The sequence below is a fragment of the Mesorhizobium sp. M0243 genome (genome assembly GCF_040321775.1).
Taxonomy (GTDB): Bacteria; Pseudomonadota; Alphaproteobacteria; order Rhizobiales; family Rhizobiaceae; genus Mesorhizobium.
Map to the genome: position 1 here is coordinate 1 of NZ_JAMYSF010000043.1, position 16,722 is coordinate 16,722.

Consider the following 16,722-nt stretch of genomic DNA (forward strand, 5'->3'; position numbering starts at 1 on the left):
GCGAAAGCGGTTGAGCGTGGTGTGGTCGGGCACCGTCTCTTCGAGCGTCAGCCCAACGAAGCGGCGGAACGACAGCCGATCGGCGAGCGCCTCCTCCAGTTCGCTGTCCGACAGTCCATACAAGGACTGCAGCAGAAGCGCCTTGAACATCACCAACGAATTGTAGGCAGGCCGGCCTGGTCCGGCCGGCGAGCGCAGCCGTGCCAGGATCTTCTCGAAGCGATACCACTTCACCAGCAACGACAACCGGTCCAGGCGACCGCTCCGACCAAGACCCTGCGGCAGCAGAGCCTCCACAAAACTGAACTGACCGCTCGGCTTCGTCGTCATCGCAAGATCCCCGTTTCAAAAACAGGGAATCACATCCACACAATTTTGCAACAGGCCCCCATGGTCTGGGCCGCATCCAGCTGCCATACGACCATGGCATAGCTTGCCGCCATCACCGACGAGGCGGCGATGCTGCCCACCGAGAGATCGAAGCCGTCGGCCGACATCGTGATCGAGACCCCGACGCCGAGGATCGCCACGACCGAAACCGCCTGCAGGATGGAGAACAGGTTGGCCGAGCGGATGAAGGCGGGCTGCGCGTACCAGAAGCCGATCACCATCAGTGCCAGCAGCACGAACAGCGCGTAACGGCGCGTTTCGCGGAAAAGCGATGTGCGCGGGGCGGCCTGCTGGACCGTCGTCGGGTTCGTCATCGATGCTCTCCGGCCTTTTCGCTCTCGACCTTGCCGATCTGGTCGGTCAGCGGGCCATGGCCGTCACCGGCCTCGTGAAGGGAGTGATCGCGCATGACGAGGATGCGGTCGGCAACCTCCAGCGCCTCTTCGGTGTCGCTGGTCGCGATCAGCGTGGCGGAACCGCTTTGGCTGTTGCGGATTGCGGAGATCAGGTCGGCACGCGCCCCGACGTCGACACCCTGGAAGGGCTCGTCGAGCAGCAGCAGCCGGCAAGGTGCCGCCTGCCAGCGGGCGAGCACGACCTTCTGCTGGTTGCCGCCGGAAAGCTCGTCGAGCGTGTCATCGGGGCCGCGCGCCTTGATGCCGAGCCGGGCGATCGCCTCGGCGGCAACCTTGCGCTCGCGCGCGACCCGCAGCAGGCCGTCCGGAAACCAGCGCCGCAGATGCGGCAGGGCGATAGTACCGGCAATCGAGGCGCCGGGAACCTCGGGCGGTAGCAGCGACGATGCCCAGCGGTCCTCGGCGACCATGAAGACGCCGTTTTCGATCGATCGCGCCGGCCCGTTGGAAAGCCACGGTTTTCCATCGAGCACGAAGCTGCCTTGCGCCAGCGTTTCCAGACCAAAAAGCGTGCGCAGCAGCCGGGTCTTGCCCGAGCCAAGCGTACCGGTCAGCGCGATGACCTCGCCGGAGCGCAGATCGAGATCGAAAGGCCTCGCACCGGGAATCAGTTGCGCACCCTTGATGGAGGCGATGATTGGGGCCGCCGAAATCTTGCCGTCATGGGTGGCGGCTTCCAGCGTCCGCCCGATCATGGCCGCAACGGCGGCCGGGAAATCGATCGGTTTGGCAAAGGCGCCGACGATGCGACCGCCGCGCATGACCACGGCGCGGTCGGCGATGGCGGCAAGGTCGCCCAGCCTGTGCGAGATGTAGAGGATTGCCATGCCGCCCGCGCGCAGCCGCCGGATGATGGCGAAAAGCCGGTCCGCTTCCGTGGCCGAGAGGCTGGATGTCGGCTCGTCGAGGATTAGAACGGAGGCCTTGGCCGCGACGGCGCGGGCGATAGCGATCAATTGCCGCTCCGCCGGCCGCAGGTCGACGAAGTCGCGGTCGAGCGGCAGGTCGAGATCGATCAGCGCCGCGATGGCGCGCGCACGCCTGCGGATCGACCGGGCCGAGACGAAGAAGCGCTCGCCCGGCTGGCAAAGTTCATCGAGCAGAAGATTCTCCGCGACCGTCAGTCCGGCAGCCCCCGCCTGATCCGTCGCCTGATGGACGGTCGCGATGCCGGCGGCCTTGGCGGCGCTGGGCGAGGCGAGGGCGACGATCCTGCCGCCCAGGGTGATCGTTCCGGCGTCGGGTACATGCGAGCCTGAAAGGATTTTCACCAGAGTCGATTTGCCGGCGCCATTGGCGCCCATCAGCGCCACGACCTCCCCGGCTGCCACGGTAAGATCGGCTCCAGCGAGCGCGCGCGTCGGGCCAAAGGATTTTTCGATCCCGGCGACAGCGACGGCAATGGGGGCGGCGGTGAGGGACAATTGGTTCAGCCGGTTACAGGTTGAGCGGGAACTGGGAAAGGCAAGCAAGCCAACGGGGCACGGTCGTAATTGTCAGCCGCCATATTCCATGATCGCCAGTCCGGCATTGTAATCCGGCGAATAGACGATGCCGTTGGCGTCGACGAATACGTCGGTCGACTGGATCACTTGCGGCCGATTCGGACGTTTGTCGACCATGCGGCTGGGAGCCGGCGGCACCAGCGCCCCGGTCTCCTTTGGGCGATAGGGATCGGAGATGTCGAAAACGCGCACGCCGGCATTCTGGTAGGTTGCAAAGATCAGCGTGTCTGACACAAAGCTGCCCGGCCGGTTCTCGTGCAGATTGTGCGGACCGAAATGTCCGCCCTTGGCGGTGTAATCGGTCTCGTCCGGGGTCGGCAGGGTCGAGATCGAAATCGGGTTCGCCGGATCGCGTATGTCGAAGATCCAGGTGAGCTTGCGCCCATCCTCCTCATGGTCGAGCACGGCCTCGTCGGCGACAACGAGCAAGCCGCGTTTGAGCAGCGGCAGCGCCGAATGGGTGCCGCCACCATAGGGCGGCGACCAGTTCCTGTGGCTGATCAGCCTCGGCAGGGCAGGGTCGGCGACATCGAGGACGGTCAACCCGCCGTCGCGCCAGCAGGCATAGGCGGTATCACCCTCGACGACCGCATGATGCAACGCATAGCGGCGGCCGTCGGGCCAGCCGGGTGTCTCGCCGCCGGCAAGATGCATTCCTGGAATCCACCAGCGACCGGCCTCGACTGGCCGTGCCGGGTCCTGAAGGTCGACCGTCAGCAGGATGTAGTCGCTGTAGCCGTCGAGAAGCGCCGATACGTAGGCGTAGCGCCCGCCGACGTACCAGATGCGGTGGATGCCGATGCCGTCGACCGGGAAGAAGCCGATCTGGCGAGGCTGCGTCGGCTTCGAGATGTCATAGACGGCCATGCCGGCCGACCAGGTCCGCGCCGCGCCCGAACCAGACGCGGTGCCGATCGTCTCGCCGATCGACTGGGTGTAGTAGACCTTCTCGTCGAACGCGAAAGCGGCGTCGGCGAACAGATCGCGTGCATGGACGACCAACAGCAGATCCTCATGCGTCTGCAGATGGATGGTCCAGGTATTCGGCAGCGCGGGCACGAACACCGTCCCGCCCGGATTCTTGGGATCCCGTACATCGATGATGGAAAAGCCTTGTGACCAGGGATGCGCGACATAGGCGAAGCCGCGATGCACCATCACCTGCAATCCGTCCGGCCGCCCGCCTTGGTCGGAATGACCGATCAGGCGCATGTTCCTGGAATAGTCGGGGGTGGGGACAGAAACCATAATTGTCTTTCAAAAGGTCGGTCCGGCGTACTTTGCCTGTCGCAGCGGGTGGTGTGGCGGAGGCAGGCGCAATCATCCCCCAGCAGGCCGGGGATGATTGTTTGGATCGCTGATTTTGTGAAGGCGCAGAAGCTCAATTCGTCGCCGGGATCCACGGTGCCTTTGCGGCATCGCTGTCCTTGAAGGCCGGGAATTTTGCCTGCAGATCTTCGATCGTCTTGATGTTGTTGTCGACGAGGTCCTTTCTGGTGACGAGCGTCGGCTGGATCAGCACCGAATGGCCGGGATTCTGTCCGGCGATCAGCTGGGCCAGCGCGCGCACCGAAGCCTCGCCGACGACGGCCGGGTTGGTTGCCGCCGTCGCCACCCACGGGCTGTTCGGCTCGAGGATGGCCTGGATGTCCGAGGTCGAGATATCGACACCGTAGATCTTCACCTTGTCTGCCACGCCAAGCTCGTCGATGGCGAGCTTCACGCCACGGGCGAACTCGTCCCATGGGGCGAAGACGACCGAAAGCGTCGGGTTGGCGGTGAGCACGGCCTTGGTCTGGTCGGCGACCGAAGCGGCAACGGTGTCGTTGACCACGCCCCAGGTGGCGACTTCCTTGATGCCTGGGTACTTCTTGCCGAAATCCTTCCACACCGCATAACGACGGTCGAGCGGTGCGAAGCCGGCGACATAGAGGACGCCGCCGTCGAATTTCTCGCCTTGGTCCTTGACCGCCTGGTCGAGCACGAGGCGCGCCATGTCGGCATCGGACTGCTCGACCTGCGGGATCTTGGGGTTGTCGAGGTTGGTGTCGTAGGCCACCACTGGAATGCCGGCGTCAAGCGCTGCCTGTGCGACGTCCTTGATGGCTTCGGGCTGGCCGTTGTTGATGATGATGCCTTGCACGCCGAGATTGATCGCCTGCTGGATCAACTGCCGCTCGGTGTTGATGTCGTTGCGCGCCTGCGAGATGTTGGCCTCGATGCCGAGCGCATCGGCCTGGCGCTTCACGCCGGCCTCGAATGCCTGGAGCCAGTCACCGGAGCCGAGGAAGCTGACGACGGCGATCTTGACGCCGCCCTTATCAAAGGGTGCCGGCGCGCCGGATATGCCCTGCGCCGAAGCAGCGGTGGCGAGACCGGCTATGCCGGCGGCTGCCGCCAGCGAAAGAATATGCTTGATCATGTGGAGACCCCTTTGAAATTGGCCGCATTCTAGGGAGGAGGCCCATCGCTTCCGAGAACGCTCATTGCGAGTTTTTCAAATCCCGGAGCATTTCCACTTCGCTTCCTTTCGGTTTCGTAGCAAATGAAGACGATGCGGTGCCGGGCGTTCGCTGTTGAGAAAACAGAATTGTTCCAACCCGGACATCCTTGCTCTAAAGGACGCGCAGGAATTCCTGGACCAGATGCGCATGAACGAACCGGTAAACCCTTCGGACACGGAACAGATGGACGACGCGCAGCGACGACGGCGCGAGCCGGTGTTCAACCTGCCACCCGTCGTGTTGGCGGTGATCGGCATCTGCGTCGTCGTCTACCTGTTGCAGCAATATGTGTTGAGCGAATCCCAGCAGATGACATTGCTGTATGACGGGGCCTTCATCCCCGTTCTCTACACCGGGCAATACGGCTTCGACTGGTTCCTGTTTTCGCGGCCGTTCACCTATGCTTTCCTGCACGGCGGTTTCGCGCATCTGGCCATCAACATGGTGTGGCTCGCCGCGTTTGGTTCACCATTGGCAAACCGCCTGGGAACGCTGTGGTTCGCGCTGTTTTTTGCCGCAACCGGGTTGGCTTCGGTCGCGCTTTTCTGGGCGATCCATCCTTATGGTGAGGCGCCGCTGGTCGGGGCTTCCGGTGCGATATCAGGCATGATGGGGGCTGCGGCGCGTTTCGGCTTCCGCACCGACCGTTCGGCCGGCAAGGCCGCCTTCGCCGGCCCTGTGCTGCCGATCGCATTCGTATTGCGCTTGCGCGGTGTCGTGATCTTCCTCGCCATGTGGATGGTCATCAATCTCGCCACCGGCCTGCTCGGGTTTGCCCCAGGGGTAGATGGTCAGATCGCCTGGGAGGCCCATATTGGCGGCTTTTTCGCGGGCTTCTTCGGCTTGCGTTGGTTCGACAGGCGATGGCAGGCGCCTGAATGGGAGACGACCGACCACCGCACTTGAAATGCAACCGATCACGGCGCACGATGTTCACTCTTACGTGAAGGCCGGTCAGGGCAGGAACCGGCAGGCAAAGCAGAGGAGGACGCCATGACGGTGAAGGCAATTCTCGAGAGAAAAGGCCATGACGTGTTGACGCTCGGGCCGAACGAAAAGCTTAGCGAAGCCATCCGCATCCTGGCAGAGCACAAGATCGGTGCGCTGGTCATCACCAATGGCGATCGCAAGATCGTCGGCATCCTGTCAGAGCGCGACATCGTCCGGGTTGTCGCCCGCGAAGGTGGAGCCGCGCTGGATATCGCCGTGCGCTCGGCAATGACGCCGAAGGTGAAGATCTGCAACGAGAATCACACCGTCAACGAGGTGATGGAGATCATGACCCGAGGCCGCTTCCGCCATCTGCCGGTGGAGAAGGACGGCATGCTCGATGGCATCGTGTCCATCGGCGATGTGGTCAAGCGCCGCATCGAGGATGTCGAGCGCGAGGCCGACGAGATCAGGGCCTATATCGCCACCGCCTGAGCGGCGAGGCGAACCGCCGGCCGGAGAACCGACCGGCGGAGCCGTGGTTTACCTGTTGTCGAGTTCGGAGCGGACGAGCGCGAGCCCGCGCCGGGTGATGCGGTAAGGGCCGCCTCCCGACGAAGAAACCGCCTTCTTACGCTTCAGTTTTCGAAACATATCGAGATCGACGCCCGGATAATGCCAGCCGTCGCGGGTCAGGCATTTGACGGAGGCGATCCGCTTTTTCTCGTTCTTTTCGATTTCAATGCGTCCACCCTGCGCGAGCAGGTGCAGGATGCGCTGTTCTATGCGCGAAATGTCCATGTGAGAGTTTTCCGGGAAAACAAAAAATGCCGCCGCCGCGAAGCTTCGCGGCACGGGGTTTCGGTTTTCTGCCCTGCCTCGCCAGGAGGTCAGGGCCTTACCGGGACTGAGCGTAAGTGGACATCCACTCTCCATTGGAATGAGCGTCCTATAGGCGAACGCGGCTGAAAAGGCCAGTCCGTGGCTTTGCGCTTGTCTCTTTTGGCGGTTTGCACTAGCGAAGTTGCAAATCAGAATGTGCATTAATGCAGCTTCCCATCATTCCAGTTCGCAGGCCGCCATGTCCCTTATCGACACCCGTACTCCTGACGCAAAACGCCTGATCCCCGGCGCAACCGGCGACTGGGAGATCATCATCGGCCTCGAGGTCCATGCGCAGGTCACTTCGGAAGCAAAGCTGTTTTCGGGCGCCTCGACGGCCTTCGGCGCGCCGCCTAACGCCAATGTCAGCCTGGTCGATGCGGCGATGCCGGGCATGCTGCCGGTCATTAACGAGGAATGCGTCAAGCAGGCGATCCGTACCGGCCTGGGGCTGAAGGCGCAGATCAACCACAAGTCGGTCTTCGATCGGAAGAACTACTTTTATCCCGACCTGCCGCAGGGCTACCAGATTTCACAGTTCAAGCAGCCGATCGTCGGCGAGGGCACGGTCATCGTTTCGGTGGGCCCGGACCGCCAGGGCGAATTCGAGGACATCGAGGTCGGCATCGAGCGGCTGCATCTGGAGCAGGATGCCGGCAAGTCGATGCACGACCAGCATGCGACCATGTCCTATGTCGATCTCAACCGCTCCGGCGTGGCGCTGATGGAGATCGTCTCCAAGCCGGACATGCGCTCGGCCGACGAAGCCAAGGCTTATGTCACCAAGCTGCGCACCATTGTACGCTATCTCGGCACCTGCGACGGCAACATGGACGAAGGTTCGATGCGCGCCGACGTCAACGTTTCGGTGCGCAAGCCGGGCGGCGAGTTCGGCACGCGTTGCGAGATCAAGAACGTCAACTCGATCCGCTTCATCGGCCAGGCCATCGACTACGAGGCGCGCAGGCAGATCGCCATCCTCGAGGATGGCGGCAAGATCAATCAGGAGACGCGGCTGTTCGACGCCGTCAAGGGCGAGACGCGCTCGATGCGCTCCAAGGAAGAGGCGCATGATTACCGCTACTTCCCCGATCCCGACCTTTTGCCGCTGGAATTCGACCAGGCCTATGTCGATGCGCTGGCCAAGGAATTGCCGGAACTGCCGGACGACAAGAAGGCGCGGCTGATCGCGTCGCTCGGCCTGTCCGTCTATGACGCCTCGATCCTGGTTTCGGAAAAGCCGATCGCCGACTATTTCGAAAAGGTGGCCGCCGGCCGCGACGGCAAGCTTGCCGCCAATTGGGTCATCAACGATCTGCTCGGGCAATTGAACAAGGCCGGAAAAGACATTGAACACGCTCCGGTTTCGCCCGAGCAGCTCGGTGCGGTCATCGATCTGATCAGGGATGGCACCATCTCCGGCAAGATCGCCAAGGACCTGTTCGAGATCGTCTGGAATGAGGGCGGCGACCCGCGCCAACTGGTCGAGAGCCGTGGCATGAAGCAGGTCACCGACACCGGCGCCATCGAGAAGGCCGTCGGCGACGTTATCGCCGCCAACCCTGACAAGGTCGAACAGGCGCGCGCCAAGCCGAGCATGGCCGGCTGGTTCGTCGGCCAGGTAATGAAGGCGACCGGCGGCAAGGCCAACCCGCAAGCCGTCAACGACCTCGTCAAGGCCAAGCTGGGCATCGAGTAGCGCCGTGTTCGTCCGCACCGCAGGTGAACGCGACCTTGCCGCTGTGCGGACGCTGCTGGTGGAAACGTGGCATGCGACCTATGACGCCATTTATGGCGCTGCCAAAGTCGCCGAGATCACCGACGAATGGCACTCGATCGCTTCGCTCCGCTCGCGGCTGACGCGGCCCAACTCGGAATTCCTGGTGGCCGATGACGGCAAGCGGATCGGCGGCATGGCTTTCGCCGCCGCCACCGCCGATGCGAAAATCATCCTGTTGAACCAGCTCTACGTCCATCCGGACTGTCAGCGGCGGGGGATCGGGCAAGCACTGCTCGACGAGGTCGAAGCCAGTTTCCCGGAAGCGCGAACGCTGCGCGTCGAGGTCGAGGAAGCCAATGCCGGTGCCATCGCCTTCTATTGGTCGAAAGGGTTCTTGCCTGTCAGTGCCGCGGAAGAGTCCCGTGATACCTCAAGGCCGACGACGCTGAGTTTCGAGAAACCGCTGGGATAGACCACCGGGATGAATAGAGCGATCAAGCCATGCGTCATCGCGGCGTTTGCTGTGCCGGCTCACGACGGATATGCAAGGGCATGACCAAACTGTCCCGCATTACAGCGCTGGCGCTGCTCGCCATCATCATTTTCGCGACCTTGTCGCCGATCCAGATGCGGCCGCACCTCGCTGAAGCGAATGTCGAGCGTGCCTTGGCTTATGTCCTGCTGGGCTTCGCCCTGGCGATCGGCTTTCCCAACCGACTGTATCAGGTCGTGATTTTTGTGGCTGTGACCGCCGGCATGCTGGAACTGCTTCAGCTCATTGATCCCGGTCGCCATGCACGCCTCATCGATGCATTGGTGAAAGCTCTTGCCGGGGTGGTTGGGATCGTGGCGGGACACCTGATCGTCAGGGCCGGCGGACAAAAGAGCGAGAGCTAGGCGCGGCGGCAATCCGCCGGGAGTGCGGGACCATCGACCTTGGTCGCGGCCCGTGTCTATCTGGCCGAAGCCTTCTCGCTAGGCAGCGGGAACCTCCACATTGTCGATCAGCCTCGTCTTGCCGAGCCATGCTGCCGCAAGAAGACGCCCTTCGCGGTTTCGACGCCATGGCGCAAGCGTCAGGCTTTGGCGTGCCTCGACATAGTCGACCTTCTGAAAGCCGGCGGCGATGAGGGCGCGGCTGGCCTCTTCGGTTGCGTCGCTCTGGCCGGCGCCTGCCGCCAGGGCCGCAGCCGTATTGCGCAATATCACGTTGAGCTGGCGGGCGATCTTCAGTTCGGCCTCATCGAGATAGGCGTTGCGTGACGACATGGCGAGACCATGCGCGTCGCGGATCGTCGGTGCGCCGATGATCTCGACAGGCAGGTCGAGGTCGCGGCAGAGCTGCCTCACCACGCAAAGCTGCTGGTAGTCCTTCTCGCCGAAGACCGCACAGTCGGGCGTTGCCTGCAGGAGGAGCTTTGCCACCACGGTGGCGACGCCGTCGAAAAAAGTCGGCCGAAAGTCCGATTCGAGCCCGGCGGAGGGGCCGCCGACCGAGATTTTCGTGGCGAAGCCGGCAGGATACATCTCGCCAACCGTCGGTGTGAAGGCAAGGTCGGCCTTTGCCGCGCCCAGCCGGTCGAGGTCGCGGCCGAGTTGGCGCGGGTACTTGTCGAGGTCTTCGCTCGGCGCGAACTGCGTCGGGTTGACGAAGATCGACACGACGCAGCGCTCGGCTTTTTGGAGCGCGATCCTGACCAGCGAGATGTGTCCGTCATGCAAAGCACCCATGGTCGGCACCATGGCGACACGAAGGCCGTCGCGCCGCCAGTCCCGGATTTGCGCGCGAAGTGCGGCCACGCTGTCGACGACGACGGGTTGGCTCATGCGTGGTCCCTGCTGTTTGTCGCCGAAAAGACATGGCCGGGGCCGGGGAATGTCCGGCCCCGCACCTCGGCTGCGTAGCTTTCAGCTGCACGCGAGATCACGCTGCGCAGATCCGCGTATTCCTTGACGAATTTCGGCACGCGATCGACGGTCAGCCCGACCATGTCGTCGATGACCAGGATCTGGCCGTCGCAGTCGCCGCTGGCGCCGATGCCGATGGTTGGAATGGCGATGCGGCGGGTGATTTCGGCGGCGACCCTCTCGACCGTGCCTTCGATGACGACCGAGAAAGCGCCGGCGTTCTCGACGGCAAGCGCATCGCGAAGCAATGCCGCAACAGCCTCCTCGGTGCGGCCTTTGATCTTGTAGCCGCCATCCTTCTCCACCGATTGCGGCTGCAGGCCGATATGTCCCATGACCGGAATGCCGGCGGCGGCGATGGCCCCGATCTGGCTGATCATGTCGAGGCCGCCTTCGAGCTTCACCGCCTGGCAGCCGGTTTCGTCGACGACCCGCCGCGCCGAGGCGACGGCTTGCGCTGCCGTTGCCTCATAGCTGCCGGCCGGCAGGTCGACGACGACGCAGGCCCTGGCCGAGCCGCGCATCACGGCCTGCCCATGTGCGATCATCATCTCCAGCGAGGCGCCCAGCGTCGTCTTGTGGCCATGCAGGACCATGGCGACACTGTCGCCGACCAGAAGCAGGTCAACATGGTGATCGAGCAGACGGGCGATGGGATAGGTATAGGCGGTCAGGCAAACGATCGGCGTGCCGCCCTTGCGGTGGCGAATCGCCTCGGCGCTGATGCGAATGTCGGTGGTCGGCAATTCCGTGGCCAATCGTCACCTCCTTTGGCCTCAAGCCGGGCTGGATGCAGGCATGGGCGCGCAGAGCTTTAGAAATACCGTAAAGGCTTGGCAAGCGTGCATGCAGCGACCGGCAGGATCACAGGCTTGTGTCGGGTTTCCGGCAAGCCATTTGCGCGCACGCCGTGGCAAAAGCCTTGCCTTCGGCAAGGCCTGACGCCATAAGCAGGAAAACGGGCGCTGCCGGCGCGAGGGTTTTGAAATGAAGACTTTCCTTACGCAGTTTTTCACCTGGTGGAACAGCCAGACGATTGGAACGCGCCTGCACACCTGGCGGTACGGCAAGAAGGTCGGCCAGGACGAAACCGGCAATTTCTACTACGAAGGCGGCATCGATTCGGAAGGCCGCACGCGCCGCTGGGTCATCTACCGCAATTATTCGGAAGCTTCGGCGATACCGCCCGGCTGGCACGGTTGGATGCACCACCGCGTCGACGTTGCGCCGTCCAGCGAGGACTACAAGCCGCGCGACTGGCAAAAGCCGCATCAGCCCAATCTGACCGGCAGCCCGGCGGCCTATCGCCCGAAGGGCTCGGTGCTGACCAATCAGCATCGTCCGCAGGTCACCGGCGACTACGACGCCTGGACGCCCGGGTCGTAATGGTAGGGTGCAGGCCGGTGCTTTATCGCCACAATTGGTGTTTAGCTGCTTGCTGATCAGAAAACGGCGACTAGCCTTGGCGATCGACAGAATCACCCGGGCGCGAACCACCGGTATCCTTGCATGAGCTTTTTCAACCTGACATCGATGGGCGGTCTGACGCTAGCCGCCGGTCTTGCCGTCAGCACCGCGGCGTTTGCCGCTTCGCCGACCCCCGCCGCCCCCGCGCCGGCGCCAGCCCCGGGATCGGACCGGGTTACCAACGCCGTTGCCGAGTTTGCCGGTATCGACAAGATCACCGGCCGCATCATCACCTTCGATGTCTATATCGACGAGACGGTGCAGTTCGGTGCTTTGCAGGTGACGCCGCGCGTCTGCTATTCGCGGCCACAGACCGAAGAACCGAAGACAGATTCCTTCGTCGAGGTCGACGAGATCACGCTGGACCGCAAGATCCGCCGCATCTTCACCGGCTGGATGTTTGCCGAAAGCCCCGGCCTCAATGCCGTCGAGCATGCCGTCTACGACGTCTGGCTGAAGGCCTGCAAGCAGAAGTCGGATGTGCCGGCGCCCGATGGCGCCAAGGCAGACTCGACCAAAGCCGAGGCGCCCAAGCCCGCCGCGGCCAAACCGAAAGCCGCGACCGCTCCGGACGTGACAGAGCCTGGCGTGACGGAGCCGGACGCTTCGGACCCCGATACGACCGACACCAACTGATCCTCCGGAACCGTCCTTGCCACCATACGTTGGAGCACGGATGAGCGCGCATTTATGCGCAGGGAGGATCTTCCGATGTCAGACAGCAAGCGGATCACGGCCGGCAAGGCAGAGTTGCTGGAACTCGAAAAGGGATTCTGGACGGGCGACGCGGCCTACTATACGGCCAATGCCGACACCGAATGCCTGGTGGCGTTTCCGCAGATGGCACAGGCGATGGACAATGCCGATCTCGCCAAGACCGCGACCAAGCCCAACCGCTGGCGCGACCTGAAAATCGACCTCAAGGGTATTATCGAGCCGGGCAGCGACATCATCATGCTGACCTACGAGGCACATGCGACACGCGAGAACGGCGAACCTTACGCCGCGCTGGTCAGCACCGGCTATGTCCATCGCGTCAACGGCTGGAAGATGATGTTCCATTCGCAGACGCCATTGGAAGCCGCCACTGGGAAGTAGGCTCAATCTTCAGGGATAGAATTGGGCGTCAGGGATAGAATACGGCCTCGCCCTTCAGCGCGTCGGCCAGCATCTTTTCATATTTGCCGCGCGGCACGTCGACGGCGCCGAAGCGCTTGAGGTGCTCGGTGGTGAACTGCGTATCGAGCAGCGCGAATCCGCGTGCCTTCAAGCGCTCCACGAGATAGAAAAGGCAGGTCTTGGAAGCGTCCGTCTCCCTGGCGAACATGCTCTCGCCAAAAAACACCCGGCCGAGCGACACGCCATAGAGGCCACCGACCAGCCGGTCCTCGCGCCACGCCTCGACCGAATGACAATGGCCTATCCGATGCAACTCGACATAGGCTTCGCGGATCGGCGCATTGATCCAGGTCGAGCGCCGTTCCACCCGCTTCTCGGCGCAACCGTCGATCGTGGCTTCGAAATCGAAATCGAAACGGATGTCGAAGGGGTTCTTCTTGATCGTTTTCCTCAGGCTCTTCGGTGCGTGAAAACCATCGAGCGGAATGATGCCGCGCGTCTCCGGCCGCACCCAGAACACCTCCGGGTCGCCGGCACTTTCTGCCATTGGGAAGACGCCCGAGGCGTAGGCCTTGAGCAGCAGGTCGGTGGGGATGCGATAGCCGGGCGCGTAGGGGCGGGTCATCGCGTCTTCGCGCTACTCTTCCTTGGCCAGATATTTTTCCAGCCAGTGGATGTCATAATCGCCATTGGCGATGTCGGCATTGCCGACGAGATCGCGAAACAGCGGCAGCGTCGTCTTGATACCGTCGACGACGAACTCGTCCAGCGCGCGGCGCAGGCGCATCATGCACTCGACGCGATTACGCCCATGCACGATCAGCTTGCCGATCAGGCTGTCATAGTAGGGCGGGATCTTGTAGCCGGAATAGACGCCGGAATCGACACGGATGCCCAGGCCGCCCGGTGTGTGGAAATGGGTGATCGTGCCCGGCGAGGGGGTGAAGGTGCGCGGGTCCTCGGCGTTGATGCGGCATTCGATGGCGTGGCCGTTGAACTTGATGTCCTCCTGCTTCACCGAGAGGCCGCCACCGGAGGCGACGCGGATCTGCTCATGCACGAGATCGATGCCGGTGATCGCTTCCGTCACCGGATGCTCGACCTGCAGGCGCGTGTTCATCTCGATGAAGTAGAACTCGCCATTCTCGTAGAGGAACTCGATCGTACCGGCGCCGGAATAGCCGAGATCGGCGATGGCCTTGGCGCAGATGCCGCCGATGCGGGCGCGCTCTTCGGCATTGAGGGCGGGCGAGGGCGCCTCTTCCCACACCTTCTGGTGGCGGCGCTGCAAGGAACAGTCGCGCTCGCCGAAATGCACGCCGCGGCCAAAGCCGTCACCAAACACCTGGACTTCGATATGGCGCGGCTTTTCCAGGTATTTTTCGATATAAACGGCATCGTCGCCGAAGGCTGCACCGGCTTCTGTGCTCGCCGTCTGCAGGGCGACCTCCAGGTCAGCCTCGGTGAGGGCGACCTTCATGCCACGTCCGCCACCGCCGGCCGATGCCTTGATGATCACGGGATAGCCGATCTCGGCGGCAATGCGCCTGGCTTCCTTCTGATCGGTGACGGCGCCGTCCGAACCGGGCACAACCGGAATACCGAGGCGCTTGGCGGTTCGCTTGGCCTCGATCTTGTCGCCCATGATGCGGATATGGTCGCCGGACGGACCGATGAAGGTGATGTTATGCGCGGCCAGTATGTCGGCGAACTTGGCGTTCTCCGACAGGAAGCCGTAGCCCGGATGCACGGCGTCGGCGCCGGTGATTTCGCAGGCCGCAACGATCTGATGGATGTTGAGATAGCTGTCGCGCGATGGCGGCGGACCGATGCAGACGCTCTCGTCCGCGAGCCGCACATGCATGGCGTCGGCATCGGCGGTCGAATGCACCACCACCGTCTGGATGCCGAGTTCCTTGCAGGCGCGCAGCACCCGGAGGGCGATTTCGCCGCGATTGGCGATGAGGATCTTCTGAAACATCAGGCCCGCTCTACTCGATCACGACGAGCGGCATGCCATATTCGACCGGCTGCGAATCCTCGAAAAGGATCGCGGTCACCGTGCCGGCGCGTGGCGAGGGGATCTGGTTCATCGTCTTCATCGCTTCGATGATCAGCAGCGTCTGGCCTTCCTTGACCTTCTGGCCGACTTCGATGAATGCCTTGGCGTCCGGCGACGGCGCCAGGTAGGCCGTGCCGACCATCGGCGAGGTGACTGCGTTCTTGGAAATATCTGCCACAACGGGCAGAGCTACGGAGGCAGCTTGCGCTGCTGCCGGCGCATAGGCCTGCTGCGGCGCTGCGATTGCATGAACAGCCGGCGCCTGCCGCGAGACCCGCACCTTCAGGTCGCCCAGTTCAACCTCGATCTCGGTGAGGTTGGTGTCGTTCAGTATGCCCGCCAGATCGCGGATCAGTTGCTGGTCAACACCGGTCTTCTTTATCGACATTTTCGAGCCTTCTGTTTGTTGGCCGGTCATAGGCGTGCGGCCAGCGCCTGTAGCGCCAGCGTATAGCCGAGCGGCCCAAAGCCACAGATCATGCCGACGGCGACCGGCGCGACCATGGAGACGTGGCGGAATGGTTCCCGCGCATGGATGTTGGAAAGATGAACTTCGGCCACCGGCAACGGTGCGACGGCGCGGATGGCGTCGTGGATGGCAATCGAGGTGTGGCTGTAGGCGCCCGGATTGATGACGATGCCGACAGCCTTGTCGCCGGCTTCCTGAATCCAGTCGACAAGGTCGCCCTCATGGTTCGACTGGCGGAAATCGATCTCGAACCCCAGCGCCGTGCCTGCCTGCTTGCAGTCGTCGGCGATCGCCGCAAGCGTCTTGCCGCCATAGATGCCCGGCTCGCGCTTGCCGAGCGCGTTGAGATTGGGACCGTTCAGGACGAAAACCGTTTTCAAAAAGCCGACCTTTCCCGGCGCCGTCATCAAGCCGGCGCGCTGGGCCCTCTATAATGGGCATAGCCGCCCGCGGAAAGAGCGCAAGTGCGTTCTTTCACTGTCCACAACAGGCGGAAATGTGCCCGTGAGAAATAGCTGGCGAGCAAGATCAGAGCGCGGCCTTCGCCGCCTCGATCTTTTCAGCCAGCACTTCCTTCCCGAGCGCCCCGAACACCACCTCGTTGCCGACGACATAGGACGGCGTTCCGGTGATCGCCAGCTTGTTGGCAAGATCGTAGGTCTTGGCGAGGGCCTCGTTGATTGTCGGGTCCTTCATCTTCTCGCGCAGCGCCGCTTCGTCGGCGCCGAGCGATAGCGCGACCTTCATGGCCGCCGCCTCGGTGGCGCGTCCCTGGCCGCCGAGCAACGCATTGTGGAACTCGCCGTACTTTTCCGGGTGCATCAGGTGGAAGGCCATCGAAACCACGCTCGCCTTCTGCGAATCCGGTCCGAGGATGGGGAATTCCTTGAGCACGAAACGCAGGTCCGGATCGGTCTTGGTCAGCGCCTGCATGTCGTCGATGGCGCGTTTGCAGAAGCCGCAATTGTAGTCGTAGAACTCGACGATGGTGACCTTGCCGTTGGGATTGCCGACGACGCCGTCGAAGGCGGAGTTGAAGATCTGGTCCTTGGCATCCTTGATCACGCCGAGATGAGCGATGCGCTGCTCTTCCTTCTGCTTGGCCTCAAGCGCATCCTGGACCTCCAGGAGGACTTCCGGGTTTTTCAACAAATAGTCGCGGATGATGCCTTCGACCTCGGTGCGGTCGATCTTGGTATCGGCCGCCGCCGTCTCGACCGGCTGCGCGGTACCGGCCTTGGCGATCTGCGGGTTTCCGGCAACGAATCCGAAAGCCAGCATGGCCAGGGCGACCGCAACCCCCGTGGTGCCCATGAGCAGTGCCTTTTTCATCGTTCCTGTTCCTTCTAC

General features: G+C 62.9%; 20 protein-coding genes and 1 pseudogene. 8 read left to right on the forward strand and 13 right to left on the reverse strand.

Annotation, left to right across the window (positions count from 1 at the left end; genetic code table 11):
* The 5 genes and pseudogenes from NKJ11_RS31725 to NKJ11_RS31745 all read right to left on the reverse strand — a co-directional run.
* Positions 1–330 (reverse strand): transposase (locus NKJ11_RS31725; protein ID WP_352795047.1); only part of this gene is annotated, 330 nt, incomplete at its 3' end.
* Between the two features lie 59 nt (positions 331–389).
* Positions 390–704: pseudogene (locus NKJ11_RS31730) on the reverse strand (ABC transporter permease); the annotation flags it as partial.
* The gene (locus NKJ11_RS31735) at positions 701–2,230 is read right to left on the reverse strand and encodes a sugar ABC transporter ATP-binding protein (RefSeq protein ID WP_352795048.1); all 1,530 of its coding nucleotides are present in this window, start codon (positions 2,228–2,230) and stop codon (positions 701–703) included. The pseudogene NKJ11_RS31730 and the gene NKJ11_RS31735, both read right to left, overlap by 4 nt.
* Before the next feature lie 72 nt (positions 2,231–2,302).
* Complete coding sequence (locus tag NKJ11_RS31740) at positions 2,303–3,559, reverse strand: LVIVD repeat-containing protein (protein WP_023812145.1); 1,257 nt, start codon at positions 3,557–3,559, stop codon at positions 2,303–2,305.
* A gap of 133 nt (positions 3,560–3,692) precedes the next feature.
* Positions 3,693–4,733 carry a substrate-binding domain-containing protein gene (locus tag NKJ11_RS31745; RefSeq protein ID WP_023812144.1) on the reverse strand — a complete coding sequence of 347 codons (1,041 nt, stop codon included), beginning with the start codon at positions 4,731–4,733 and terminating at the stop codon, positions 3,693–3,695.
* A 229-nt stretch (positions 4,734–4,962) separates the two neighbouring features.
* Here NKJ11_RS31745 and NKJ11_RS31750 point away from each other — a divergent pair, with 229 nt between their 5' ends.
* Together NKJ11_RS31750 and NKJ11_RS31755 are read left to right on the forward strand one after the other, a co-directional pair.
* Positions 4,963–5,721 carry a rhomboid family intramembrane serine protease gene (locus NKJ11_RS31750; RefSeq protein WP_352609650.1) on the forward strand — a complete coding sequence of 253 codons (759 nt, stop codon included), beginning with the start codon at positions 4,963–4,965 and terminating at the stop codon, positions 5,719–5,721.
* An 87-nt stretch (positions 5,722–5,808) separates the two neighbouring features.
* Complete coding sequence (locus tag NKJ11_RS31755; protein ID WP_023812142.1) at positions 5,809–6,240, forward strand: CBS domain-containing protein; 432 nt, start codon at positions 5,809–5,811, stop codon at positions 6,238–6,240.
* Between the two features lie 48 nt (positions 6,241–6,288).
* Here NKJ11_RS31755 and NKJ11_RS31760 read toward each other — a convergent pair whose 3' ends face one another.
* On the reverse strand, positions 6,289–6,546 hold the full coding sequence (locus NKJ11_RS31760) for a YjhX family toxin (protein WP_128304037.1): 258 nt from the start codon (positions 6,544–6,546) through the stop codon (positions 6,289–6,291).
* A 280-nt stretch (positions 6,547–6,826) separates the two neighbouring features.
* Here NKJ11_RS31760 and gatB point away from each other — a divergent pair, with 280 nt between their 5' ends.
* The 3 genes from gatB (at position 6,827) to NKJ11_RS31775 (ending at position 9,244) form a co-directional block, all read left to right on the forward strand.
* Positions 6,827–8,326, forward strand: a complete 1,500-nt coding sequence (gene gatB, locus NKJ11_RS31765; RefSeq protein WP_352629430.1) for an Asp-tRNA(Asn)/Glu-tRNA(Gln) amidotransferase subunit GatB — start codon at positions 6,827–6,829, stop codon at positions 8,324–8,326.
* A gap of 4 nt (positions 8,327–8,330) precedes the next feature.
* The gene (locus NKJ11_RS31770) at positions 8,331–8,819 is read left to right on the forward strand and encodes a GNAT family N-acetyltransferase (RefSeq protein WP_352795049.1); all 489 of its coding nucleotides are present in this window, start codon (positions 8,331–8,333) and stop codon (positions 8,817–8,819) included.
* Positions 8,820–8,899: 80 nt separating this feature from the next.
* Entirely contained in the window at positions 8,900–9,244 is a 345-nt protein-coding gene (locus tag NKJ11_RS31775) for a VanZ family protein (RefSeq protein ID WP_023812139.1), read from the forward strand.
* A gap of 78 nt (positions 9,245–9,322) precedes the next feature.
* On the opposite strand, the gene panC is transcribed toward NKJ11_RS31775, so the two are convergent.
* A complete protein-coding gene (panC, locus tag NKJ11_RS31780; protein WP_352629434.1) occupies positions 9,323–10,174 on the reverse strand; it encodes a pantoate--beta-alanine ligase in 852 nt (283 codons plus the stop codon).
* Positions 10,171–11,013, reverse strand: coding sequence for a 3-methyl-2-oxobutanoate hydroxymethyltransferase (gene panB / locus NKJ11_RS31785; RefSeq protein WP_352795050.1), 843 nt, complete (start codon positions 11,011–11,013; stop codon positions 10,171–10,173). Before panB ends, panC begins: the two co-directional genes overlap by 4 nt.
* A gap of 229 nt (positions 11,014–11,242) precedes the next feature.
* Between panB and NKJ11_RS31790 the strand changes: the two genes are divergently transcribed.
* The 3 genes from NKJ11_RS31790 (at position 11,243) to NKJ11_RS31800 (ending at position 12,820) form a co-directional block, all read left to right on the forward strand.
* Positions 11,243–11,641, forward strand: coding sequence for an NADH:ubiquinone oxidoreductase subunit NDUFA12 (locus NKJ11_RS31790; protein ID WP_013531353.1), 399 nt, complete (start codon positions 11,243–11,245; stop codon positions 11,639–11,641).
* Between the two features lie 123 nt (positions 11,642–11,764).
* Positions 11,765–12,358: a DUF2155 domain-containing protein gene (locus NKJ11_RS31795; protein ID WP_023812136.1), complete on the forward strand. Its 594-nt coding sequence runs from the start codon at positions 11,765–11,767 to the stop codon at positions 12,356–12,358.
* 75 nt (positions 12,359–12,433) lie between these two features.
* Positions 12,434–12,820 carry a hypothetical protein gene (locus tag NKJ11_RS31800; RefSeq protein ID WP_352552314.1) on the forward strand — a complete coding sequence of 129 codons (387 nt, stop codon included), beginning with the start codon at positions 12,434–12,436 and terminating at the stop codon, positions 12,818–12,820.
* A gap of 28 nt (positions 12,821–12,848) precedes the next feature.
* On the opposite strand, the gene aat is transcribed toward NKJ11_RS31800, so the two are convergent.
* From aat to NKJ11_RS31825, 5 genes are all read right to left on the reverse strand, one after another.
* On the reverse strand, positions 12,849–13,466 hold the full coding sequence (aat, locus tag NKJ11_RS31805; protein ID WP_023812134.1) for a leucyl/phenylalanyl-tRNA--protein transferase: 618 nt from the start codon (positions 13,464–13,466) through the stop codon (positions 12,849–12,851).
* Between the two features lie 12 nt (positions 13,467–13,478).
* Positions 13,479–14,822, reverse strand: a complete 1,344-nt coding sequence (accC, locus tag NKJ11_RS31810; RefSeq protein ID WP_013531357.1) for an acetyl-CoA carboxylase biotin carboxylase subunit — start codon at positions 14,820–14,822, stop codon at positions 13,479–13,481.
* Between the two features lie 10 nt (positions 14,823–14,832).
* Positions 14,833–15,291, reverse strand: coding sequence for an acetyl-CoA carboxylase biotin carboxyl carrier protein (accB, locus tag NKJ11_RS31815; RefSeq protein ID WP_023812132.1), 459 nt, complete (start codon positions 15,289–15,291; stop codon positions 14,833–14,835).
* A gap of 26 nt (positions 15,292–15,317) precedes the next feature.
* Positions 15,318–15,752, reverse strand: a complete 435-nt coding sequence (gene aroQ, locus NKJ11_RS31820; protein ID WP_013531359.1) for a type II 3-dehydroquinate dehydratase — start codon at positions 15,750–15,752, stop codon at positions 15,318–15,320.
* Positions 15,753–15,900: 148 nt separating this feature from the next.
* Complete coding sequence (locus NKJ11_RS31825; protein ID WP_352795051.1) at positions 15,901–16,704, reverse strand: DsbA family protein; 804 nt, start codon at positions 16,702–16,704, stop codon at positions 15,901–15,903.
* Positions 16,705–16,722 lie beyond the last annotated feature (18 nt).